Genomic DNA, 19,396 nt, shown 5'->3' with positions numbered 1-19,396 from the left:
AAGAGATCAGTGATCGGGTCGTACGTGGCGGTGGGGGACAGCTTCACCGAGGGCGTCGGCGACCCCGGCCCTGACGGACAGTTCGTCGGCTGGGCCGACCGGTTCGCGGTGCTCCTGGCCGACCTGCGTCCCGAGGGCGACTTCCGGTACACAAACCTCGCCGTACGCGGCAAACTCCTCGACCAGATCATCGAGGACCAGATACCCAAGGCCCTGGAACTGGCCCCGGACATGGTGTCCTTCTGTGCGGGCGGCAACGACATCATCCGGCCCGGCACCGACCCCGACGAGGTCGCCGAGCGCTTCGAGCGCGCCGTCGCCGGTCTCACCGCCGCCGTCGGCACCGTGATGGTCACCACCGGCTTCGACACCCGCGACGTGCCCGTGCTCAAGCATCTGCGCGGCAAGATCGCCACGTACAACGGGCACGTCCGGGCCATCGCCGACCGGTACGGCTGCCCGGTGCTCGACCTGTGGTCCCTGAAGACCGTCCAGGACCGCCGCGCCTGGGACGACGACCGCCTCCACCTCTCGCCCGAGGGACACACCCGGGTCGCCCTGCGGGCGGGCCAGGTGCTCGGCATCGAGGTGCCGGCCGACCCGGACCAGCCGTGGCCGCCGCTGCCGCCGCGCGGCACGTTCGAGGTGCGGCGCGACGACATCCACTGGGCCCGCGAGTTCCTGGTCCCGTGGATCGGGCGCCGGCTGCGCGGCGAGTCCTCCGGGGACCGTGTGGTGGCCAAGGGCGCCCTGTCGCCGGACGACATCAGGATGCGGATCGCGAAGGCGGTCTGAACCGGCACCGCTCCCGCATCGGCCCCGGTCCGGGCCACAGCCCCGGCCGGGGCCGATGCGGGCCGGACCTCCCTGCGGTGCGCTTCCTGGCGATGGTGTCGCGTGCGGTCGAGAGTCAGCTCCTCGCTGTCGTCAACTCGGCGCGCTCCACGCCCAGTTCACGAGCGAGGGCTTCGTCCACCCACTCCCGGGCACAGGCCCGGGAGACCGCGCCCTCGTACACCGTCATCTGCACGGCCAGTCCGTCCAGCAGTGCGGTCAGCCGCAGTGCCGTGGCCGCCGGGTCGGGGCAGCGGAACTCGCCCCCGGCCACGCCCTCCGCCACGACCTCGGTGATCGCGGCCTTCCACTCCCGGTCGAGGTTGCGCGCGACCTCCCGCAGTGCGGGCTCGCGCAGCGCCGCCGCCCAGCCCTCGATCCACAGCCGCCAGCCCTTGGCCTGCCCGGTCGGCGCGTACCAGCGCACCGCGGTACGCAGCCGGCGCAACGCCGTCGTACGGCGGCCGAGCAGCTTGCGCAGATGGGCCAGGTCGTATTCGGCGGCGTAGGCGAAGGCCTCCGCGACCAGCTTCTCCTTGGTCGAGAAGTGGTACAGCACCAGCGCGTTGCTCACCCCGAGGGCCGAGGCCACATCGGCGATGCGCACGGCCGCCACGCCCCGCTCCTCGATCTGACCGACGGCGGCCCGGAGCAACTCCTCGCGCCGCTCGGTCACGCTCAATCGCACCCTCGTCACGCGGCTACCCTACGTCACCGGTACCACCCGAAGCGCTCCGATATCACCGGCAGCCGGTCCGCGACGAGGGCGTGCGCGGCCGCCCGCGGACTCGTTCCGTCGGCCTTCGCGCGGTCGAGTATCCGGCCCACCAGCTCCCGCATCGCCTGCCGCGTGTACGCGAACGCCTCGTCCGCGTCCGCCTCGATGTCACCGAACAGCGTCCACCACCACCAGGCGTTCGTCCCGGAGTTGACCACCACATCCGGCAGCACGGTCACCCCGCGCGCCGCGAGCAGTTCCTCCGCCTCGGGCAGCACCGGCATGTTGGCCGCCTCGGCGATCCAACGGGCGCCGATCCGCGCCTGGTTCACCGTGTCGACCGTGTACGACACCGCCGCCGGCACCAGTACCTCCGCCTCGGCCGACAGCCAGGCGTCGCCCTGCAGTTCCCGGTCGTCGGGGCGCAACGCCCCACGGTCCACCGTCCCGTAGGCGTCGCGCGCCGCGAGCAGCGCTTCGACATCGAGCCCGTCCGGATGGGCGATCGTGCCCTTGATGTCGGCGACGGCGACGACCGCGAGCCCCGCCCGGGCCAGGAAGCGCGCCGTGGCCCCGCCCATGGTGCCGAACCCCTGCACGGCCACGCGCGTTCCCTCGTACGGCACGCCGGCCCGGTCCAGGGCGGTGAGGACGGACTCGGCGACCCCGCACCCGCCGACCAGCCCGTCCAGCCCGATCCCGTCCACCTCGACCGCGAACGCGTCCGCGAGCCGGCGACGCGCCGCGGTCTCGTCGTCCAGCAGCGGATACACCGCCTGCACCGACGACACGAGCCCTGCCTCGGCGGCCGCCCGGTCCACCAGGTCCTGAGTGAGCCCCAGGTCCTCGCCGGTGGTCCAGACGCTCTCGATGTACGGCTTCATGGCGCGCAGATAGCGCACCAGGACGTCGTACGCCTCCGGGGCCCGGGGATCGCAGTCGATACCGCCCTTGGCGCCGCCCAGCGGCACATAGCGGCTCTCGGGGCGGTAGTGCAGCGCCTCCTTCATGGTCATGCCGCGGGCCAGCCCGGCCACCTCGTCCAGCGTGCAGCCCGGGCGCATCCGCAGCCCGCCGCTCGCGACCCCGCGGACGAGTCGGTCGACGACGAGGTAGCCGCGCCGGCCCGTGATGTGGTCGGTCCACACGAGTGTCAGGAGGGGAGCGTTCCGATCGATGGTCATGCGCACACTGTACTGACCGGACATTCAGTTTCCCGCCGAGATTCCGAGGTCTTCCGGAAGGTACGGGCGGGCGGCGGGAGAGGCGTCTCACAGTGCACCGGAACGCCGCTGCGGCTTCCCGCCGCCGTCCCGCGCGCGCACTTCGGCCCCGCGATGCGGAAGAAGAACGTGCGGCCCGGGGTTGTGGTGCTGAGGGCCCGGAACCCGATGTGACCTCCGGGCCCGCACAGCGTGGTGAGAGCCGGGGACATCGCACTGTGACACGGCCGACCCGGCGCCGTGGGAGGGCTTGCTCATAATGGAAGCCCCCACCGATTCCACTGGAGGACCCGTGACCGGTTCCCGTTCCCTGAGCTCAGGGCTCCGCGCGCTGCGGCCCACCGCCTTCGGCGCGGATCCGAGCGGGGAGCGCCTGGCGCGCATCCGCAGATCGCCGCACTTCGCGGACGGCGTCTTCGTGAACCCGTCAGGCACCCGGATCCGCCCGTCCGGGAACTCCACACTGGAGCTGGCGAAGGTCTACTTCCGCAAGGAGTCACGGGCCCGCCGGGCCCCGAGCGGCACGATCCCGGTGCACCCCACGACCTACGCCGAACTGGCGAAGCCCCCGGCGACCGGGGTGCGGCTGACCTGGATGGGGCACTCCAGCGTGCTCGCCGAGATCGACGGGCACCGGGTGCTCTTCGACCCGGTGTGGGGCGAGCGCTGCTCACCCTTCGACTTCGCCGGTCCCCGGCGGCTGCACCCGGTGCCCCTGCCGCTGGCCTCGCTCGGCCCGGTCGACGTCGTCGTCATCTCCCACGATCACTACGACCACCTCGACCTGCCCACCATCAAGGCCCTCGCCGGCACGGACACCGTGTTCGCGATACCCCTCGGTGTCGGCGCCCACCTGGAGCACTGGGGCGTGTCCCCGGACCGGCTGCGCGAGCTGGACTGGCACGAGTCGACCAAGGTCGGCGGCATCACCCTGACCGCTACGCCCGCCCGCCACTTCTGCGGCCGCGGCCTGCGCAACGCTCAGCACACGCTGTGGGCGTCGTGGTCCGTGGCCGGCGACGAGCACCGGATCTACCACAGCGGTGACACCGGCTACTTCGACGGCTTCAAGGACATCGGCGCCGCCCACGGCCCGTTCGACGCCACGATGATCCAGATCGGCGCCTACTCCGAGTTCTGGCCCGACATCCACATGACGCCCGAGGAGGGCATGCGCGCCCACCTCGATCTGCAGGGCGGGCAGCCGCACGGTGTGATGCTGCCGATCCACTGGGGCACCTTCAACCTGGCGCCGCACGCGTGGGCCGAGCCCGGTGAGTGGACGAAGGCCGCCGCCGACGCCGTCGGACAGGCGGTCGCTCTCCCCGTTCCAGGCCACCCGTTCGAGCCCGCCGGAGTGCTGCCCACCGACCCGTGGTGGCGCGGTGTCGGGTACGTGCCCGACACCGAGTGGCCGGTCCCCGAGGTCGCCCGGACGGCGACCCGTGACGACGACCTCGACCTGGTGGCGGAGGGCTGACCGAGGACGAACTGAAGCGCGTGACGGATGTCCTTGTAACCATCTCGGAGGCCGAGCGCGAGCAGGTTCTACGGGTCATCGATGGCCCGCTGCGTCGGCAGGGCCGCGAACCGGCGTCGGAGTTCCGGCCGTTGCCCGCAGCCTGCCGTAGGGGCGTGAGTCTGCGAGTGACCGTGAAGGGCGCGTAGCGCCGCGACAGAAGGGATTGTGCTGCGTCAGGCGAGCCACTGGCGAAGGAGAACCTCAGCTCGAGGACACCTTCAAGCGGGGGTGTTGGCCCGCCTGGTGCTACGGCGAGGTGGGCAGCTGCGGAGAGCGGAGCACGAGCAGGGTGATCTCGCTGGGGGCGAAGACGCGGAACGGCGGGCCCCAGAAGCCGGTGCCGCGGCTGGTGTAAAGGAGGGTACGGGTGCCGTGGTGGCTGAGGCCGGCGAGGGCGGGCTGGTCGATGCGGACCAGGTGGTGGAAGGGCCAGATCTGGCCGCCGTGGGTGTGGCCGGAGAGTTGGAGGTCGATGCCGTCGGCTGCCGCCCGGTCGACGAACTTGGGCTGGTGTGCCAAGAGCAGGACGGGCAGGTCGGGGTCGGCGCCGTTCAAGGCTCCGGCGAGGTGGGCGCGGTGGCCTGCCAGGCCGGAGGACTCGGCGGTGACGTCATCCACGCCGGCGACCACGAGGGTGTCGCCTCCGCGTTCGAGCAGCAGATGGCGGTTGCGCAGCGGCTCCCAGCCCAGCTCGTCCATCAGGTCGACCCAGCCCTGGGCCTCGCTGTAGTACTCGTGGTTGCCGGTGACGTATACACGGGCCCGGGTGGCCCGCACGGTACCGAGTGGGACGGCCTGGGCGCGGCGGCGTTCGGCCGTGCCGTCCGCGATGTCGCCGGTGTGGCAGACCAGGTCGGCTTCCAGAGTGTTCACCGTCTCGCATACCCCTGCCGACCAGCGAGCGCGATCGAGCGGGCCGTAGTGGGTGTCGGTGATGAGGACGACGCGGAGGCCGTCCAACCCGGCACCCAGTCGCGGGAGTTCCACGTCGAGTCGGCGCACGCGTGGTACGCGGCGGGCCTCGGCGTACCCCCAGGCGAGCAGTACGGCGGTTACGCCGAGGACGGCCCACGTGACGATTCGGGCCCGGTCCTGACTCTCGCCGACGCCGGCCGCGGTCAGGGCGAGCCGTAGCAGGACGCCGAGCAGAACGGACCAGGTGAACAGAACCCAGCTGGTGCCCAGCAGGGTGTCACCGACGATCGCCGCCCGGTCCTGCTGGCGCCGGCCGTGGCCGCGCACCATCGCGAGCGGCATACCGATGAGGCCGAGGGCGAACAGGGCGGTGCCGACCAGCGTGACGGGCAGCGGCCAGTGCTGGCCGCTGTGCAGGAGCACCCAGCAGGGCACGGCCCACAGCAGGACGGGGGCGATCAGGGGGATGTAGCGCATCAGGCGGTGCAGTCGGCTCTGCCGCGGCGCTCGCGCTTCACCGTCGGCGGGTCGGATGTTGCCGGTGGCGGTCACGCTTCCCCTCCCTGACCAGGTTGCCGTCTCGCGCACTGTATCCGGTCGCCCTCGGGCCGGCCGGACGGGCGTTCACAGGCGCGGCCCCATGGGGCGAAGGGTTCTCTGCGGGATGGCAAGACTCCGCCGCAGACACCTCCCTTGGCGGTGGACGTCACCCCGCCTGGGGCTGCCGTCCGCGGACGGCAGCGCTTCGGGAGACGAAACTCCGCGCGTGCTGAGGGAGGCTGGCGGCCTTCAGCGCACCGTATCTCCCGCTCGCCACGAGTTGGAACTTGACACCCTCCCGACCTTCGGGGTGCTCGTAGCCGTCAGGGAGGAACCGCCGGTAGTGCTCGCTGGCGCGTGCGAAGAACTGCGGGCGCTCGGAGCGGGAGAGACATCCCTCGAGATGGAGAAGGAAGAGGTAATGACGAATCATACGAGTGAAGAGAAACGGAGCCACAACGTCCAGCGCGTCGTGCTCCTTGAGCAAGTCGAAGCTCTCTTCGTACCGGCCGAAGACGTCGAAGTGGGTGCCGTCCGGTGAGCCTGCGGGGTGTTGAGTGTGCCGACGACGGACCTGGACGCAGTTCCATTTCAGGACAGCGACCCGGTCGGCGGCGAGCATGGCGCGATGGACGACGGGGACCTCCTCGTGAAGACCGTCAGGGAACGCGAGTTCCTGCCGGATCCACAAGTCGCGACGGACCAAACGGTCCCAGGAGTAGGCGGGAGCACCGAACAACTCTGGCTGGTCGATCGAGGCGAAGGGCTCACGTCCCTGCCGGGCAAGCAGGCCGGCGGCGGCACCGGGCCACGCGCGGCCGCGATGGAGGCGAGTGTGCCCGAAGAGAAGAACATCCGGCTCGTCTGCCGATCGCAGCTGATCGCCCATCGCCTGAAGCGTTTCACCCCCGATGATGTGATCGCTGTCCAGGAACAGCAGGTAGTGACCGGCGGCGCGCTCCGCCCCCGCGTTGCGTATCCGGCCGATGCTGACGACGCCCGTCAGCCGCACGACCGAGACCCGCCCATCGCGCCGAGCGTAGTCATCCACCAAGTCCGCAGGGCATTCAGCAGACTGGTCCAGGACCGCGACAACCTCCACGTCCCGGAAGGACTGGTTCAGTATCGAATTGAGGCAGACCTCCAGCTGTCCCTGAAGGTCGTGCGCGGCGACTATGACACTGATCATCGGGGAAGCGAGCACGGTGACCGAACATAGGTGGGCAGCTCACAGCGTGACAAGCCCCTCGGGCAGCCCGTCCACAGCAGCACCATACAAAGTTCTGAACATGCTCACACAGCAACGGCTTCAGCAACAGCGACTCCGAACCTGCGACACCCGCCTCAGGAGTGGGATCGAATCCTTGGCGGGTAGTGCCTGGCGCTGCCGCGTGGTGCTGTTTTGCCGGATCAGCGCCACGCGGCCGCGTGCTTGATCCCGCTCATGACGCCGCGTGCTGGACCGTCCGCTCCCGGTGTGTAAGGGGCCGCGCAGTCGCCGTTGGCGTGCGTCCGCCGCCCGGGTGCGGGACTTGTGACGCTGGAGCGTCCGGAGGCGCTGGTATTCCAGGGGGCACTCCTGTGACAGCTGTGCCCTGCGATGGCTGATGACAACGGCAACGGGGATTCAAGGGTGGGGCATGAGAACTGAACACGGGGTTCGGCGCGGTCGTCGTCGAGCCGGTCTGAGAACCCGCACGTGGTTGGCGCTGGGGGCGGTCGTCGTCGGTGGGGGCGTGGCTGTGGCGACCGTCGCGATGGCCGGGTCGGGAGGCCATGCCGGAGCGTCGGCCGCGCGGGGACCGGTCAAGACGCATGTCCACTCGCTGTCCCTGACCGGGGCCAGTGCGTCGCTCAAGATGCTGGGGACCCAGGCCACGGCTCCGTTCAGCATGGTGGGCGTCACCTGGAACGGCGCGCACGCCAAGCTGCGCGGCACGGTGGAGGTGCGGACCCGTTCCGCCGTAAGCGGTCACTGGACGTCGTGGCTGAAGATGCAGCAGCCGGACGACATCCCCGACGCTGCCGAGCTGAACCGTCCCGGTGTGCGTGGCGGGATGTCGCCCATGTGGTCGGGGCCGTCGAACGGAATCCAGGTCCGTGTGACCGGTGCGGGCAAGGCGACCGCGTTGCCCGCCGGGCTGCGGGTGGACCTGGTCGACCCGGGCAGGCCCGCCACCGGCGCGACGCAGGACTCCGGCATGGGCCCGGCGGGATACGCCATGGACGCGACGGCCACCGACACCGCGACGCCGACGGACAGCGTCGCCCCCACCGACACCGCAACGGCCACAGCAGGCGGCGACGCTTCGGGGACCCCGACCGCGACGGACTCCGCCTCACCCACGGACAGCCCCACGGTCACGGACTCGGCATCCGTCTCGCCGTCCACGGGAATCTCCGCCTCCGCCTCCGCCTCACCAAGCGCGTCCCTGACGTCCTGGCCCAGCCAGGTTCCGTCGCTGTCCGAGGCGTACCCGTCCTGCACGACCACCCCCAGCAGCCCCTCCGCGACGGCGTCGCCGACCCCGCCGGACCCGATGCCGGCCGCGACCACCTCGACGGTGGCACCGCCGACTGTGGTCACCCGGGCCGGCTGGGGCGCGGACGAGTGCGCCCGCGATACCGGCTACCCGTCGTACGGCTCGGCGGTGAAGGTGATGTTCGTCCATCACACCGACACCCCCAACGACTACTCCTGCGCAGACTCGCCGGAGATCGTGCGCAGCCTCTACGCCGCGCACCTCAGCCAGGGCTGGCGCGACCTCGGCTACAACTTCCTGGTCGACAAGTGCGGCACCATCTTCGAGGGCCGCTTCGGCGGGATGGCGCTGCCGGTCGTGGGTGCTCAGACGTACGGGTTCAACACCAACAGCGTGGGTGTGGCCGCCATCGGCACCTACACCGACCTCAGCGGCGGCGACTCTCAAGAGACCTCCTACACCGGAGCCGCGCCGAGCCCGGCCCTGCTGAGCTCCATCGCCCGGATCGCGGCCTGGAAGTTCGGCATGACGGGCGTGGATCCCGCTACCGCCACCGCCTCTCTGCCCGAGGGCTCCTCCGACAGCTCCGGCTTCACCCTGGGCAAGGACTACACGTTCAACGTCATCTCCGGCCACCGCAACGGCTTCGCCACCGACTGCCCCGGCAACCAGCTCTACAACGCCCTGGGCACCATCCGCTCCTACGCGTCCGGCCCGGTCAGCGCTGTCTCCGTCACCGGGCTCGCGGGCGGCGCGGTCAAGTCCGGGACGAGCTACTACACCAAGAACTCGGCCACGGTGAGCTGGACGACCTCCACACCGTCCGCAGTGATCTCCGGCTTCGACGTCCTGGTCGACGGCAAGGCCGTGGCACACACCTCCGGCTCCGCCCGCTCCACCTCGATCTCGGTCGCCTCCGGCAGCCACACCGTCCAGGTCCGCGCCACCCACGTCCGTGGGGCGACCACGCTGTCCGGCTCGGTCACCCTGGTCGGCGACACGACCGCGCCGACCTTCCCGACCGCTCCCGGCGCGAACCTGCGCACCGGCACGGTCAACTCCACCTCTGTCCCGGTCACGGTGACCTGGAAGGCCGCCGACAACGCGGCACTCGCCAAGGTCATGGCGAGCTCGCCGTCCTCGGCCACCTTCGGCCCGACGGTGACCTCCTGGGCGACCAGCGCCAAGCCCGGCGCCTCGGACCTGTTCGCCCTGAAGGCGTACGACATGGCCGGCAACACCGGCGGCGCCTCCGTCTACCGGACGCCCAACATCATCCAGGAGACCTCCACCACCCGGACCGGCACCTGGACCCGTAAGAGCAGCACCAGCTACCTGGGCGGCTACTCCTACAGCTCCTCCTCCGCCGGGGCCTCGATCAGCTGGACCTTCACCGGACGCTCGGTGGCCTGGATCGTCTCCCGGGCCTCCACTTCGGGCCAGGCGTACGTCTACATCGACGGCACCAAGGTCACCACGGTGGACCTGAAGTCCTCCACCACCCTCTACCGCCAGGCGATCTGGACCAAGACCTGGTCCAGCTCCGCCAAGCACACCCTGAAGATCGTCGTGGTCGGCACCTCGGGCCGCCCGGCGGTCACCACCGACGGCATCGCCACCATCGGCTGACCCGTCAGCGGCACCTCACGAAGGAGCCCTCCGCACGCGGCAAGTCTGCGGGCAGAGGGCTCTTTCGGGCACATACGACGTGCGGCGCGCTGACAGGAGTGACCCCGGGCGGGGTCATGGCGCCCATCCTCCGGGGGAGGTATGCAGGCGCCGTTGTGCAGGGGCAGGCTCGGCTTTTCCCCGCCGTGACCGGGTCTGGAGACCCTGGATACCGGACGGTTGGCGCGTCAGGACGGCCCGAGGCGAGGCTGTCGACAGCGGCCCGGACCGCGCTGGGCTCAGCCCTCCGTCCCACGGACACAGCCGCCGATATCAAGGGGCAGGATGGCGTTGACGCTCGTTTGACGCTTCGGGCCATGATGCACACCTCCAGAAGCTCACCCAAGGGCCTCTGATCTGCCGCGCACGGTGCGCGGCGGCGCGGCATCTTATCCGTGGGTCGAGAATGCGCTGCTGCAACGGGCGGAGCCAGTTGCGGTTGGCGCTGAGGGAGCAGGCGAGTGGCGTCCGCGGTCGGGGCACACCAGCCCTCCGTCGTGGGCGGCCCGCTGCCCTCGGGCGCGAGGAGATCCCTTTACGGCACGCGGGCGACGCCGACATAGAAGCCGCTCAGCTCCTGGGCGGGAGCCGGTGAGTCCTTGTACCACTTGGTCGCTGTTACCAGCCCTGGAGCCACCAGTTCCAGGCCCTCGAAGAACGGCTCGATCTCGGCCCGCGTACGCATGCGCAGGGGGATCTCGCCCTTGCGGTAGGTCGTGGTCACCGACTTGACGAGGTGCGGATGCTCATCGGTGGTGCCGTGGGAGAACATGAAGTAACTACCCGAGGGCAGCGCGTCGAGAAGCGTCCGTGTAAGACCGTAGGGGTTTTCGTTGTCGGTGATGAAGTGCATCAGCGCGATCATCGACAGCGCGACAGGCCGGGAGAAGTCCAGGAACGTATGGGCGTGGTCGAGGATGGTTCCCGGGTTCCGTACGTCGGCCTCGATGTAGTCGGTGCTCCCCTCGGGACTGCTGACGAGCAGAGCCTCCGCGTGCCGCAGCACGATGGGGTCGTTGTCGGCGTAGGCGATCCGCGCCGACGGCACTATGCCTTGCACGATCTGATGCAGGTTCGGCTGGGTCGGGATGCCCGTGCCGATATCGAGGAACTGGTCGATGCCGTTTCCGGCCAGCCACGCCGCCGCGCGGTGCATGAACGCCCTGTTGCGCATGGCGTTGAGACGCGCTTCCGGTGGCAGCTTCGCCGCCACCTCCTCATCAACCGGATAGTTGTCCTTGCCGCCCAGCAGCCAGTCGTAGACGCGTGCCGGGTGGGGCCTGCTCGTGTCGATACGACTTTCGGAGGAGGGGTCGGCCTTCATGCATGACTCCAGCGTGTACTAGATCGCTGACCGACTCACCGAGGTCGCTTCGAGCGCTGTGGGTGAGACAGTAGGGGGCATCGCGATTGTGCCATTGGCCCAGCCCTCGCGCAGAGTTGTCACTCGGGTCGCATTGGCTGGAACGGCGAGTTCGCGTGGTCGGCAGCGACTGTGGAGCCAGATGTGCTGGCTCTGCACGTGGCTGAGATCCTGAAGCTTGATAGAGCGTCATGTGCTCCGACATCCGCATGACGCCCGAGGAGGGCATGCGCGCACACCTCGATCTGCAGGGCGGGCAGGCGCACGGTGTGAAACTGCCGATCCACTGGGGCACCGCCAACCTGGCGCCGTACGCGTGGGCCGAGCCCGGTGAGAGCCACCTTGGGACGGCCCAGGAGTCGGCCGACTTGTGTGCCAGGTATCGGGACCTGTCCGGTACCGTCGGAACCGTGGCGGTCCCTGGCGAGGATGCCTTGCTCCTCTAGCAGGCGCCTCCTTGCCGGAGGCGGACATCGGGCACGATGTTGTGGAAGCGGGGAAGTCAGGGACCGACCACACGAGCAATCTTGAAAGCCGTCGTGGCGCGAGCCATCCGCAGCCAGACACTCGCCCAGGATGTGGGCCGGCGCTTGGGCTGATGTACTCGGGTGGAGCTGAGTACCTGAGCTCTGGTCGGTGACGGGGTGAGCCGAAACGCTTGGGGCATGCGCCAAGGACTACTGAAACCCGTTCTCCAGCTCTTGCCGATCCTCGTGCCGGCTGGAGTGTCGCTGGCGGCATGGGCTGCTTGGCTGGGCTGGGACCAGCATCGTGACGTGCAACCTGATGGCACCACGACCGGTCCGTACGAGGCGTGGCAGGTGATCGGGGGCTGGTGCTGACTCTGCTGGCACCGGTGTACTGGGCGGCATCTCGGCGCTACATCGCAGGCGCTGTGCTCGGCACCACGGCCGGACTCACCGTTGCTGCCTATTACGACTGGTCGGACGACTTACGACTGGTCGGACGACTTCAGCGGCCTCTTGGTGGGTCGGGTCGGTCGGCGTCGGGATGGTCATGGTGACTCCTCCCCCGGCTGAAGCCGGGGGCTTCTCGTTATGCCGGGTTGGCGTCGCGACGGACCAGCCCGGCCCGTAAAATGTTGAGAGTGCCCACCGTGTCAGCGTGTGCGTTGTGGCCGCACGAGACGCAGTGGAACTTTTCCTGTGTGGGCCGGTTCTCCTTCGCGGTGTGCCCGCATGCGGGGCAGGTGCGGGAGGTGTTGCGGGGGTCCACGGCGATCACTTCCCGTCCGGCGCTTTCAGCCTTGGCGTGCAAGATCGTCAGGAACACCCCCCATCCGGCATCGTTGATCGACTTGTTGAGCCCGGCTTTGGCTACGGCCCCGTTGGGCAGGAAGGTGCCCGGCTGGCCAGGGGCGGGTGTCGGTGCAGGGGCCTTGCTCATGTTACGGATCTTGAGGTCTTCGTGCGCGATGAAGTCGTGTGCGCGGACCAGGCCGAGCGCGGTCTTGTGTGCGTGATCGAGCCGCTGGCGACGCACCTTTGCGTGAAGCTGGGCAACCTTCTCCACCGCGCGCTGGTGGTTGGCGGTCCGGTCCTTCGCCTTGCGGCGCGGGAACCGGGACAGGGCCTGCTGCGCCGCCGCGAGCTTCTCAGCCGCACGGCGCCCGTGGCGCGGGTTGGGCACGAACTCGCCGCCTGAGTCGGCGAGGAAGTTCGCGATGCCCAGGTCGATGCCGGCCACGGAGCCGGTCGCGGGCAGCGGTTCGGGCTGGTCCTGCTCGGCACTGAGCAGGACGAACCACTTACGGCCCTCGCGTTTCACCGACACGGTTTTGATCCTGCCGATCACGGCGCGGTGCTGGTTGACCTTGACGTGGCCCACGCCCTGGAAGCGGACGCGGGTGACGGGGTCGTGCGGGGTGGAGTTCCACCGGCAGCCGTCCCCGTCCTTGGGGAAGTCCACCGTGTCGAACCAGTTCACCCCGCGAAAACGCGGGTAGCCCGGGGTGTCGCCGGACTTAACCCGGCGGAAGAACGCGGCGAACGCCTTGTCGAGACGGCGCAAGGTGGCCTGCTGCGAACTGAACGACCAGCGGCCCTGACGCTCCGGGTCGAACGCCCGGATCTCCTTGAGCTGCGCGGACTGCATCCCGTACTTGACGGTGGTCTTCGACACGTGCCGGTAGGCGTCGCGGCGTTCCTGCAACGCCGCATTGTAGAGGGAGCAGTGGTCCCGCAGCATCTCGCCGAGCGCCTGACCCTGCCGGACGGTGGGCCGCATGAGGAACTTGTACGCACGGATCACCTCAGCCCACCCACACCGGTCGATTCCGTTCGATCCTACTACACTTGGCGCATGTCACCGCGATGGGAACCAGACCCCGGTATCAGGCGTGGAAACCACGTTGTCTGCAACCTCCACGCGCACTTGGTGTTTGTCACGAAGTACCGGCGTGAAGTCTTCAACGGCGAGATGCTGACACGCTGCGAGGAGATCATGCGCGACGTGTGCGAGAGCTTCGGCGCGGAACTGCGGGAGTTCAACGGCGAAGACGATCACGTCCACCTTCTCGTGCACTACCCGCCCAAGGTCGCCCTGTCCAAACTCGTCAACAGCCTCAAAGGCGTCAGCTCCCGATACCTGCGCGCGGAGTACACCGGCCGGATCAACCGGACCGGGACCGGCTCGGTGTTCTGGTCCCCGTCCTACTTCGTGGGGTCCTGCGGCGGCGCACCGCTGAGCATCGTCAAGGACTACATCGAGAACCAGAAGCGCCCAGCCTGACCGGCACCACACAAACGCAGAGATCTCCGGCGCTTCGCGCTTCCCGGCCGAGGATCGCATTCCCGCCCGGCCTGAAGGCCGGGATTCCCTGCGAAGAACAAGGGATGGTGCGGCTGTCGTGCTCGTAGGAGAAGTACGGGGGGACGGGCTTGCCGTTCTCCTCCTCGTACCACAGGCGGTAGACGTGGGCGCCGCCTCGTGACACGGGCGGCTCATGGCCGAACTCCCCGCACCAGAAGCCGTGTTGGACGACGTGGGACCACTCGTCGATCTCGCCGTAGCGCAGAGCGATGGCCTGGTGGGTGTCACCGAACAGGCCGCTCATCGCGTCGTCCGCCTGCCACCCGGTGAGGCTTCCGAGAAACCGTGGCAGCTGCTTGTTCCGGCCGAACCGGCTGGCGGCGACACGCGCCGCCAGCTCCTCTCCGGCGAGGTACAGGGCGATGACGACGCTGTATCCGCCCCAGTCGCTCGACTTCGGTTCCGCGAGCCAGGTGATTCCGTCGGTCATGCGGATCACTCCATCAGTGCACGCCCCGCCTCGCTGTGGCGGAGGCCACAATTCTGCGCACGGGAGGTGCGGGGCGACCGCATGACCGATACGGCCCCGAAGGGCAGGGCGGAAAGTGTCGTGCCGTCAGATTCCTTTCTAGGCTGGGCTGTTGCGCAGCTCTGTCAGGGACGACGCGGTCAGCGGGCGAGGGGTGTGGTCCGGGTCGACGAGGACCACGGTGCAGGCGGCGGCATGGGTGAGGGCGGTGGTGAAACTGCCGTCGGCGAACTGGGCCAGCGGGCCGCGCGGCGAGCGTCCGACGGCGACCGTGGGCGCGTGGATCTCGGCGGCGTGCCGGGCGAGGGCCCGGCCCGCCGACGCGTGGTCGCCGACGGAGGCCAGGATCTGGCCGGTGGCCGGTATGCCATGGGCGGCCAGCCGGTCGAGATGGGCGGTGACGGCCGTACGGGCCTGGTCGAAGTCCTCGGTGTCGACGGACTGTTCCTCGACGACGGCGGTCTGCAGGACGTGGACGACCTCCAGGGGGCTGCCGGTGTCGCGGGCGAGGCGGGCCGCCGTGTCGACGATGATCGCGGCCCGGTCGTGGTCTCCCACCGCGACCACGACAGGAGGCGTGTCGGCCGCCACCGGGGCGCCGACGGGGGTGAAGGCCGGGGTCACGGGCCGTCCTTCACCGGTGCGCTGCTCTGCCTGGCTGAGCAGCCGGTGACCGCTGGCCAGGACCGGGATGGCCACGACGAAGGTGGCGGCGCCGAGGTAGAAGGGGACGCTCAGGTCGGTGGCGTCGGCCAGCTTGCCGGCGACGTACGGGGCCAGGCCACCGCCGATGAAGCGCAGGAAGCCGTAGGCGGAGGAGGCCACGGGGCGCTCGACGGGGGAGACCAGCATGACGGCCTGGGTGGTGAGGGTGTTGTTGATGCCGATGAAGGCGCCGCTGACGATGACCGCCACGATGACCACTGCCGGGGTGCTGACGCCGGCGGCGATGACGGCCATCACGACGCCGAGGCCCAGCAGGTTGACGTACAGCACGGGAGCGGTGCCGTAACGGGCCTGCAGACGAGGGGCGAAGAAGACGCTGAACGCGGCCACCAGCAGGCCCCAGCCGGTGAAGACCAGGCCGAGCTGATGGGCGTCCAGCTTCATGGGGTAGGGCGCGTAGCCGAGCATCGTGAAGAAGCCCCAGTTGTACAACAGGGCCATGATGCCCATGGTCAGCAGGCCGCGGTGGCGCAGCGCACGGAGCGGGGCGATCGGTGAGGTGGGGCGCTCCGGCTTGGGCAGGGACGGGACGAAGGCGAGGGTCGCGAGCAGGGCGACGGCCATCAGCACGGCGACGCCGTAGAACGGTCCGCGCCAGCTGATGGCGCCCAACTCGCCGCCCAGCAGCGGACCCACGGCGATGCCGAGTCCGAGCGCGGTCTCGTAGAGGATGATCGCGCCGCCGAAGCCGCCGCTGGCGGAGGCCACGATGACGGCCAGCGAGGTGGCGATGAACAGGGCGTTGCCCAGGCCCCAGCCCGCGCGGAAGCCGACGATCCCGTTGATGGAGTCGGAGGTGCCGGCCAGGGCGGCGAAGACGACGATGAGCGCCAGGCCGGTGATCAGGGTGCGCTTGGCGCCGATGCGGCTGGAGACCCAGCCGACGATCAGCATCGCCACCGCGGTCACGATGAGGTAGCTGCTGAACAGCAGGGAGACCTGGCTGGGTGAGGCGTGCAGGTTGTTGGCCAGGGCGGGCAGGATCGGGTCGACCAGACCGATGCCCATGAACGAGATGACGCAGGCGAACGCGACTGCCCAGACGGCCTTGGGCTGCTTGAAGGGGCTCGCGACCCCTCCGTGCGAAGCACTCATGCGTACGTGTCCTCCGGAAGTTGACGGGTGGGTGGGGTGGTTCAGGAACGCTTCTGGCGGTCCTGGATCGCACGGGCGAGGGCCGGCAGTGCGACGTTCACCGCGCGCTGCTCGGGCTCGGTCAGCTCCTCGATCAGCTCCTGCAGGGCTCGTGCGCGTTCGGTGCGCCGTTGCCGGAAGACGTCGAGTCCGGTGTCGGTGATCTCCACCAGGACGCCCCGTCCGTCGGTGCTGTCCGCGCTGCGCCGTACGAGGCCCGCGCGCTCCAGGCGGGTGACGAGCTGGGTCATGTTCGGCTGGGAGACACCCTCGGCGCGGGCCAGGTCCGTCAGCCGGTGCGGACCTTCCCGCCCCAGACGGCCGAGGGCGGAGGAGGCCGCGGTGCTCAGTCCGCCGGTGGTGGCTCTGTGGCGGACATAGCGGACCATCCGCTCCACGGCGATCATCAGGTCCTCGGACGAGGCCTCGGGCGGATCGGAGTCCATAACCGGCTTATGCATAACCGTATTATGCATATAGATGTACCGTGAATCAATGGGTGTGGCGGGCCGGGTGGTCCGGGGTGGCGGATGGCCGTTCTCGATACGCCGCGTGACCTTTTCGGGGGAGCTTCAGGCGAGCTCCAGGGGTGCTCGGCGTCAGGTTGAGGGCGGAAGGCGACCTCAAGGGGCCACCCCGGAGCGGGGCTAGGAGGTGAGGGGGCGTCGGCGCTCACCCCTCTCTTGTGACCACTTCTGAGCAGCCCTGATCGCTTCAATGACGTCTCTGGATGTATGCGGGGCGCGGTTATCGGTCTGTCGTACGAGGCCTCATACCAGAGCGGGAAGCTCTGCGGAGGACTTTGTCAACAGGCCATCACGGCTGCCCGAAGGGCGACTACTCTGAGTTGTCGTCGGTCGACGCAGAGACGGGAGATGCGGCTCTTTTCGACCGGCGCCGCGATGCCGCACGCCCGAGTCGCGCAGACCCGCGGGAGCCCCACGCCCCGACACACCCAGTACGAGGACGCCGATGTCTCACCTCCGCGCACCGGCCGCACGCGCAGACCGCCGTGAGGGCGGCCGGCACGGGCGGCCGGCCGCCCAGCCCACCCCCACACCGGCAGAGACCCCCATACGGCACCAACTGCTGCGCCTGGCGATCCTGCCGCCGGTCGCGGTGGCCCTGAGCGCCTGCGCCGCCGTGCTCTTCACCGTCCGCACCACTGGCGCGCGCCCCACCCCCATCCTCTGGGCCGTGCTCGCGGGCGCCCTCGCCGTGACCCTCGCGGGCATCGTGATCGCCGCCGTCGCCGCCGAACGCACCGCCGCGTCCATGCGAGACCGCCTCCACGAACTGCGCCGCGCCAGCGCCCGCGGCGCGACCGACCTGCACCGTCTCGTCGAGTCGCTGCGCCGCGGCGAGGCACCGTCCGCACCCGGCCCTCACGCCGAACGGCCGGTGGACTCCGACGACTTCGAGCAGCTCGCCGCGGAGCTGGCGCGCGCCCACGACGGCGCCGTCGCCGCGGTCGTCCAGGCCGCACAGCTCTCCAGCCGGGCCGGCAGCGAACAGAAACTGGAGGTGTTCCTCAACCTCGCCCGGCGACTGCAGTCCCTCGTGCACCGGGAGATCTCGATCCTCGACGAGCTGGAGAACGAGATCGAGGACCCCGACCTGCTCAAGGGCCTCTTCCATGTCGACCACCTCGCCACCCGCATCCGGCGCCACGCCGAGAACCTCGCGGTGCTCGGCGGCGCCGTCTCCCGTCGCCAGTGGAGCACGCCGGTGCCCATGACCGAGGTGCTGCGCTCCGCCACCGCGGAGGTCGAGCAGTACGCGCGGGTCAGACTCGTCCCCCCGGTCGAGGGCACCCTGCGCGGGCACGCCGTCGCCGATGTGATCCATCTGCTCGCCGAACTCGTGGAGAACGCCACGGTGTTCTCGCCTCCGCACACCCAGGTGGTGCTGCGGGCGGGCCTTGTGACCTCGGGGCTCGCCGTGGAGGTCGAGGACCGCGGGCTCGGCATGCCGCCGGCCGAGCAGAGCAGGATGAACGCCCTGCTCGCCGACCCCGACCAGGTCAATGTCGCCGGCCTGCTGGCGGACGGCCGCATCGGCCTGTTCGTGGTCTCCCAACTCGCCCGTCGGCACGGCATCCATGTGCGGTTGCAGACCAACATCTACGGCGGTGTCCAAGCGGTGCTCGTGCTGCCGCAGGGCTTGCTCGGGGAGGACTGCGGCACGGCCGAGGCCATGACGCTGGGCGCGGTGCAGGGCACGGGCATCGTGACGGCACCGCTCACGGCATCCGGTGCGACCGGCACCCGGGAGGCGGAAGGCGCGGGCACGCACACCCAGGCCCCGCCGCCGTGGGACGCTCGCACCGGCCACTCCCCGTCCGGTGCCTCGGAACACCCCGTGCCGCCGGGACCCCGGCAGCCGGGGGACATCCGGATCCCGGCCGGCCGGGCCCGGTCACCGCTTCCCGTGCGCGACGCCGACATCCCGCGCCCCAACCCCGCCGAGGCGCAGCCCGGAGTCCGGCCCGGTGACCGTCCGACCATCGTGGGCGCTCCTGGCGGCGGCGTGGGGGCGGCCGGCGGACTCGTGCCGACTCCCGGCGATCTGGCGCCGACCCCCGGCGGATTCGTACCGCCTCCGCTCGGTGTTGTCTCGGCCCCCGGCGGACTCGTGGGGACCTCGGGCAGACAGCCGACACCGCAGCCGGGCACCGTGCGAGGCACTATGGGCAAGCCCCAACTGCCGCGCAGACGGGCCCAGGAGCACATCGCACCCCAGCTCCGCGGCGGCCCCGCCGCGCCCGTCCGCCAGGAGGCCGAGCAACTCGTCGGCCACGATCCGGGCCTGATGGCCGCGTTCCAGCGGGGCATCTCCCTCGCGGAGGCGCGGCAGCAGGCGGACCTCGACCCCACCGAGACGGCCGCCCGCCCCGAGTCCGATGTCCCGCGCACGCCCGGCCCGGAGCTGACGGCGCGTCATCACGGCCACCCATCGGCCGGATGACC

14 protein-coding genes and 2 pseudogenes are annotated in these 19,396 nt (G+C 70.1%); 7 read left to right on the top strand and 9 right to left on the bottom strand.

Annotated features, from left to right (window positions below; all coding sequences use genetic code 11):
* Positions 1 to 9: 9 nt before the first annotated feature.
* The gene (locus tag AB0L95_RS37070) at positions 10 to 795 is read left to right on the top strand and encodes an SGNH/GDSL hydrolase family protein (RefSeq protein WP_365170098.1); all 786 of its coding nucleotides are present in this window, start codon (positions 10 to 12) and stop codon (positions 793 to 795) included.
* A 115-nt stretch (positions 796 to 910) separates the two neighbouring features.
* Here the strand turns inward: AB0L95_RS37070 and AB0L95_RS37065 are convergent, their stop codons facing one another.
* Entirely contained in the window at positions 911 to 1,531 is a 621-nt protein-coding gene (locus AB0L95_RS37065) for a TetR family transcriptional regulator C-terminal domain-containing protein (protein WP_365170071.1), read from the bottom strand.
* A 14-nt stretch (positions 1,532 to 1,545) separates the two neighbouring features.
* On the bottom strand, positions 1,546 to 2,736 hold the full coding sequence (locus AB0L95_RS37060) for a Glu/Leu/Phe/Val dehydrogenase dimerization domain-containing protein (RefSeq protein ID WP_365170069.1): 1,191 nt from the start codon (positions 2,734 to 2,736) through the stop codon (positions 1,546 to 1,548).
* A 331-nt stretch (positions 2,737 to 3,067) separates the two neighbouring features.
* On the opposite strand from AB0L95_RS37060, the gene AB0L95_RS37055 reads away from it, so the two are divergent.
* Positions 3,068 to 4,255, top strand: a complete 1,188-nt coding sequence (locus AB0L95_RS37055) for an MBL fold metallo-hydrolase (RefSeq protein ID WP_365170066.1) — start codon at positions 3,068 to 3,070, stop codon at positions 4,253 to 4,255.
* Positions 4,256 to 4,543: 288 nt separating this feature from the next.
* Here AB0L95_RS37055 and AB0L95_RS37050 read toward each other — a convergent pair whose 3' ends face one another.
* Positions 4,544 to 5,764: a metallophosphoesterase gene (locus AB0L95_RS37050; RefSeq protein WP_365170063.1), complete on the bottom strand. Its 1,221-nt coding sequence runs from the start codon at positions 5,762 to 5,764 to the stop codon at positions 4,544 to 4,546.
* 154 nt (positions 5,765 to 5,918) lie between these two features.
* Complete coding sequence (locus AB0L95_RS37045; RefSeq protein WP_365170060.1) at positions 5,919 to 6,941, bottom strand: glycosyltransferase family 2 protein; 1,023 nt, start codon at positions 6,939 to 6,941, stop codon at positions 5,919 to 5,921.
* 547 nt (positions 6,942 to 7,488) lie between these two features.
* On the opposite strand from AB0L95_RS37045, the gene AB0L95_RS37040 reads away from it, so the two are divergent.
* Positions 7,489 to 9,864 (top strand): peptidoglycan recognition protein, encoded by a 2,376-nt coding sequence (locus AB0L95_RS37040; protein WP_365170057.1) that lies wholly within the window; start codon positions 7,489 to 7,491, stop codon positions 9,862 to 9,864.
* Positions 9,865 to 10,438: 574 nt separating this feature from the next.
* Here the strand turns inward: AB0L95_RS37040 and AB0L95_RS37035 are convergent.
* On the bottom strand, positions 10,439 to 11,227 hold the full coding sequence (locus tag AB0L95_RS37035; protein ID WP_365170054.1) for an SAM-dependent methyltransferase: 789 nt from the start codon (positions 11,225 to 11,227) through the stop codon (positions 10,439 to 10,441).
* A gap of 239 nt (positions 11,228 to 11,466) precedes the next feature.
* Here AB0L95_RS37035 and AB0L95_RS37030 point away from each other — a divergent pair.
* Positions 11,467 to 11,601, top strand: a pseudogene (locus tag AB0L95_RS37030) (MBL fold metallo-hydrolase); the annotation flags it as partial.
* Between the two features lie 330 nt (positions 11,602 to 11,931).
* A pseudogene (locus AB0L95_RS37025) lies at positions 11,932 to 12,218 on the top strand (hypothetical protein); the annotation flags it as partial.
* A 104-nt stretch (positions 12,219 to 12,322) separates the two neighbouring features.
* Here AB0L95_RS37025 and AB0L95_RS37020 read toward each other — a convergent pair.
* Positions 12,323 to 13,537 (bottom strand): transposase, encoded by a 1,215-nt coding sequence (locus tag AB0L95_RS37020; RefSeq protein ID WP_365170052.1) that lies wholly within the window; start codon positions 13,535 to 13,537, stop codon positions 12,323 to 12,325.
* Positions 13,538 to 13,588: 51 nt separating this feature from the next.
* Between AB0L95_RS37020 and tnpA the strand changes: the two genes are divergently transcribed.
* Positions 13,589 to 14,017 carry an IS200/IS605 family transposase gene (gene tnpA / locus AB0L95_RS37015; RefSeq protein WP_365170051.1) on the top strand — a complete coding sequence of 143 codons (429 nt, stop codon included), beginning with the start codon at positions 13,589 to 13,591 and terminating at the stop codon, positions 14,015 to 14,017.
* Here tnpA and AB0L95_RS37010 read toward each other — a convergent pair.
* From AB0L95_RS37010 to AB0L95_RS37000, 3 genes are all read right to left on the bottom strand, one after another.
* Positions 13,980 to 14,528, bottom strand: a complete 549-nt coding sequence (locus AB0L95_RS37010; protein WP_365170048.1) for a hypothetical protein — start codon at positions 14,526 to 14,528, stop codon at positions 13,980 to 13,982. The genes tnpA and AB0L95_RS37010 overlap by 38 nt on opposite strands.
* A 138-nt stretch (positions 14,529 to 14,666) precedes the next feature.
* Positions 14,667 to 16,388: an MFS transporter gene (locus tag AB0L95_RS37005; RefSeq protein WP_365170045.1), complete on the bottom strand. Its 1,722-nt coding sequence runs from the start codon at positions 16,386 to 16,388 to the stop codon at positions 14,667 to 14,669.
* Positions 16,389 to 16,429: 41 nt separating this feature from the next.
* Entirely contained in the window at positions 16,430 to 16,888 is a 459-nt protein-coding gene (locus tag AB0L95_RS37000; RefSeq protein ID WP_365170042.1) for a MarR family transcriptional regulator, read from the bottom strand.
* Positions 16,889 to 17,399: 511 nt separating this feature from the next.
* Here AB0L95_RS37000 and AB0L95_RS36995 point away from each other — a divergent pair.
* A complete protein-coding gene (locus AB0L95_RS36995) occupies positions 17,400 to 19,394 on the top strand; it encodes an ATP-binding protein (RefSeq protein ID WP_365170039.1) in 1,995 nt (664 codons plus the stop codon).
* Positions 19,395 to 19,396 lie beyond the last annotated feature (2 nt).

Source organism: Streptomyces sp. NPDC052036 (assembly GCF_040680495.1).
GTDB lineage: Bacteria > Actinomycetota > Actinomycetes > Streptomycetales > Streptomycetaceae > Streptomyces.
Note: the sequence above shows the minus strand (reverse complement) of the source record. Positions and strands in the feature narration are given on the sequence as shown.

Bases quoted from the DNA above. Each gene is read 5' to 3' on its own strand.
- AB0L95_RS37060 (WP_365170069.1), bottom strand. From the start codon at position 2,736: ATGACCATCGATCGGAACGCTCCCCTCCTGACACTCGTGTGGACCGAC.
- AB0L95_RS37045 (WP_365170060.1), bottom strand. From the start codon at position 6,941: ATGATCAGTGTCATAGTCGCCGCGCACGACCTTCAGGGACAGCTGGAG.
- AB0L95_RS37035 (WP_365170054.1), bottom strand. From the start codon at position 11,227: ATGAAGGCCGACCCCTCCTCCGAAAGTCGTATCGACACGAGCAGGCCC.
- tnpA (WP_365170051.1), top strand. From the start codon at position 13,589: ATGTCACCGCGATGGGAACCAGACCCCGGTATCAGGCGTGGAAACCAC.
- AB0L95_RS37010 (WP_365170048.1), bottom strand. From the start codon at position 14,528: ATGACCGACGGAATCACCTGGCTCGCGGAACCGAAGTCGAGCGACTGG.
- AB0L95_RS37005 (WP_365170045.1), bottom strand. From the start codon at position 16,388: ATGAGTGCTTCGCACGGAGGGGTCGCGAGCCCCTTCAAGCAGCCCAAG.
- AB0L95_RS37000 (WP_365170042.1), bottom strand. From the start codon at position 16,888: ATGCATAAGCCGGTTATGGACTCCGATCCGCCCGAGGCCTCGTCCGAG.
- AB0L95_RS36995 (WP_365170039.1), top strand. From the start codon at position 17,400: ATGTCTCACCTCCGCGCACCGGCCGCACGCGCAGACCGCCGTGAGGGC.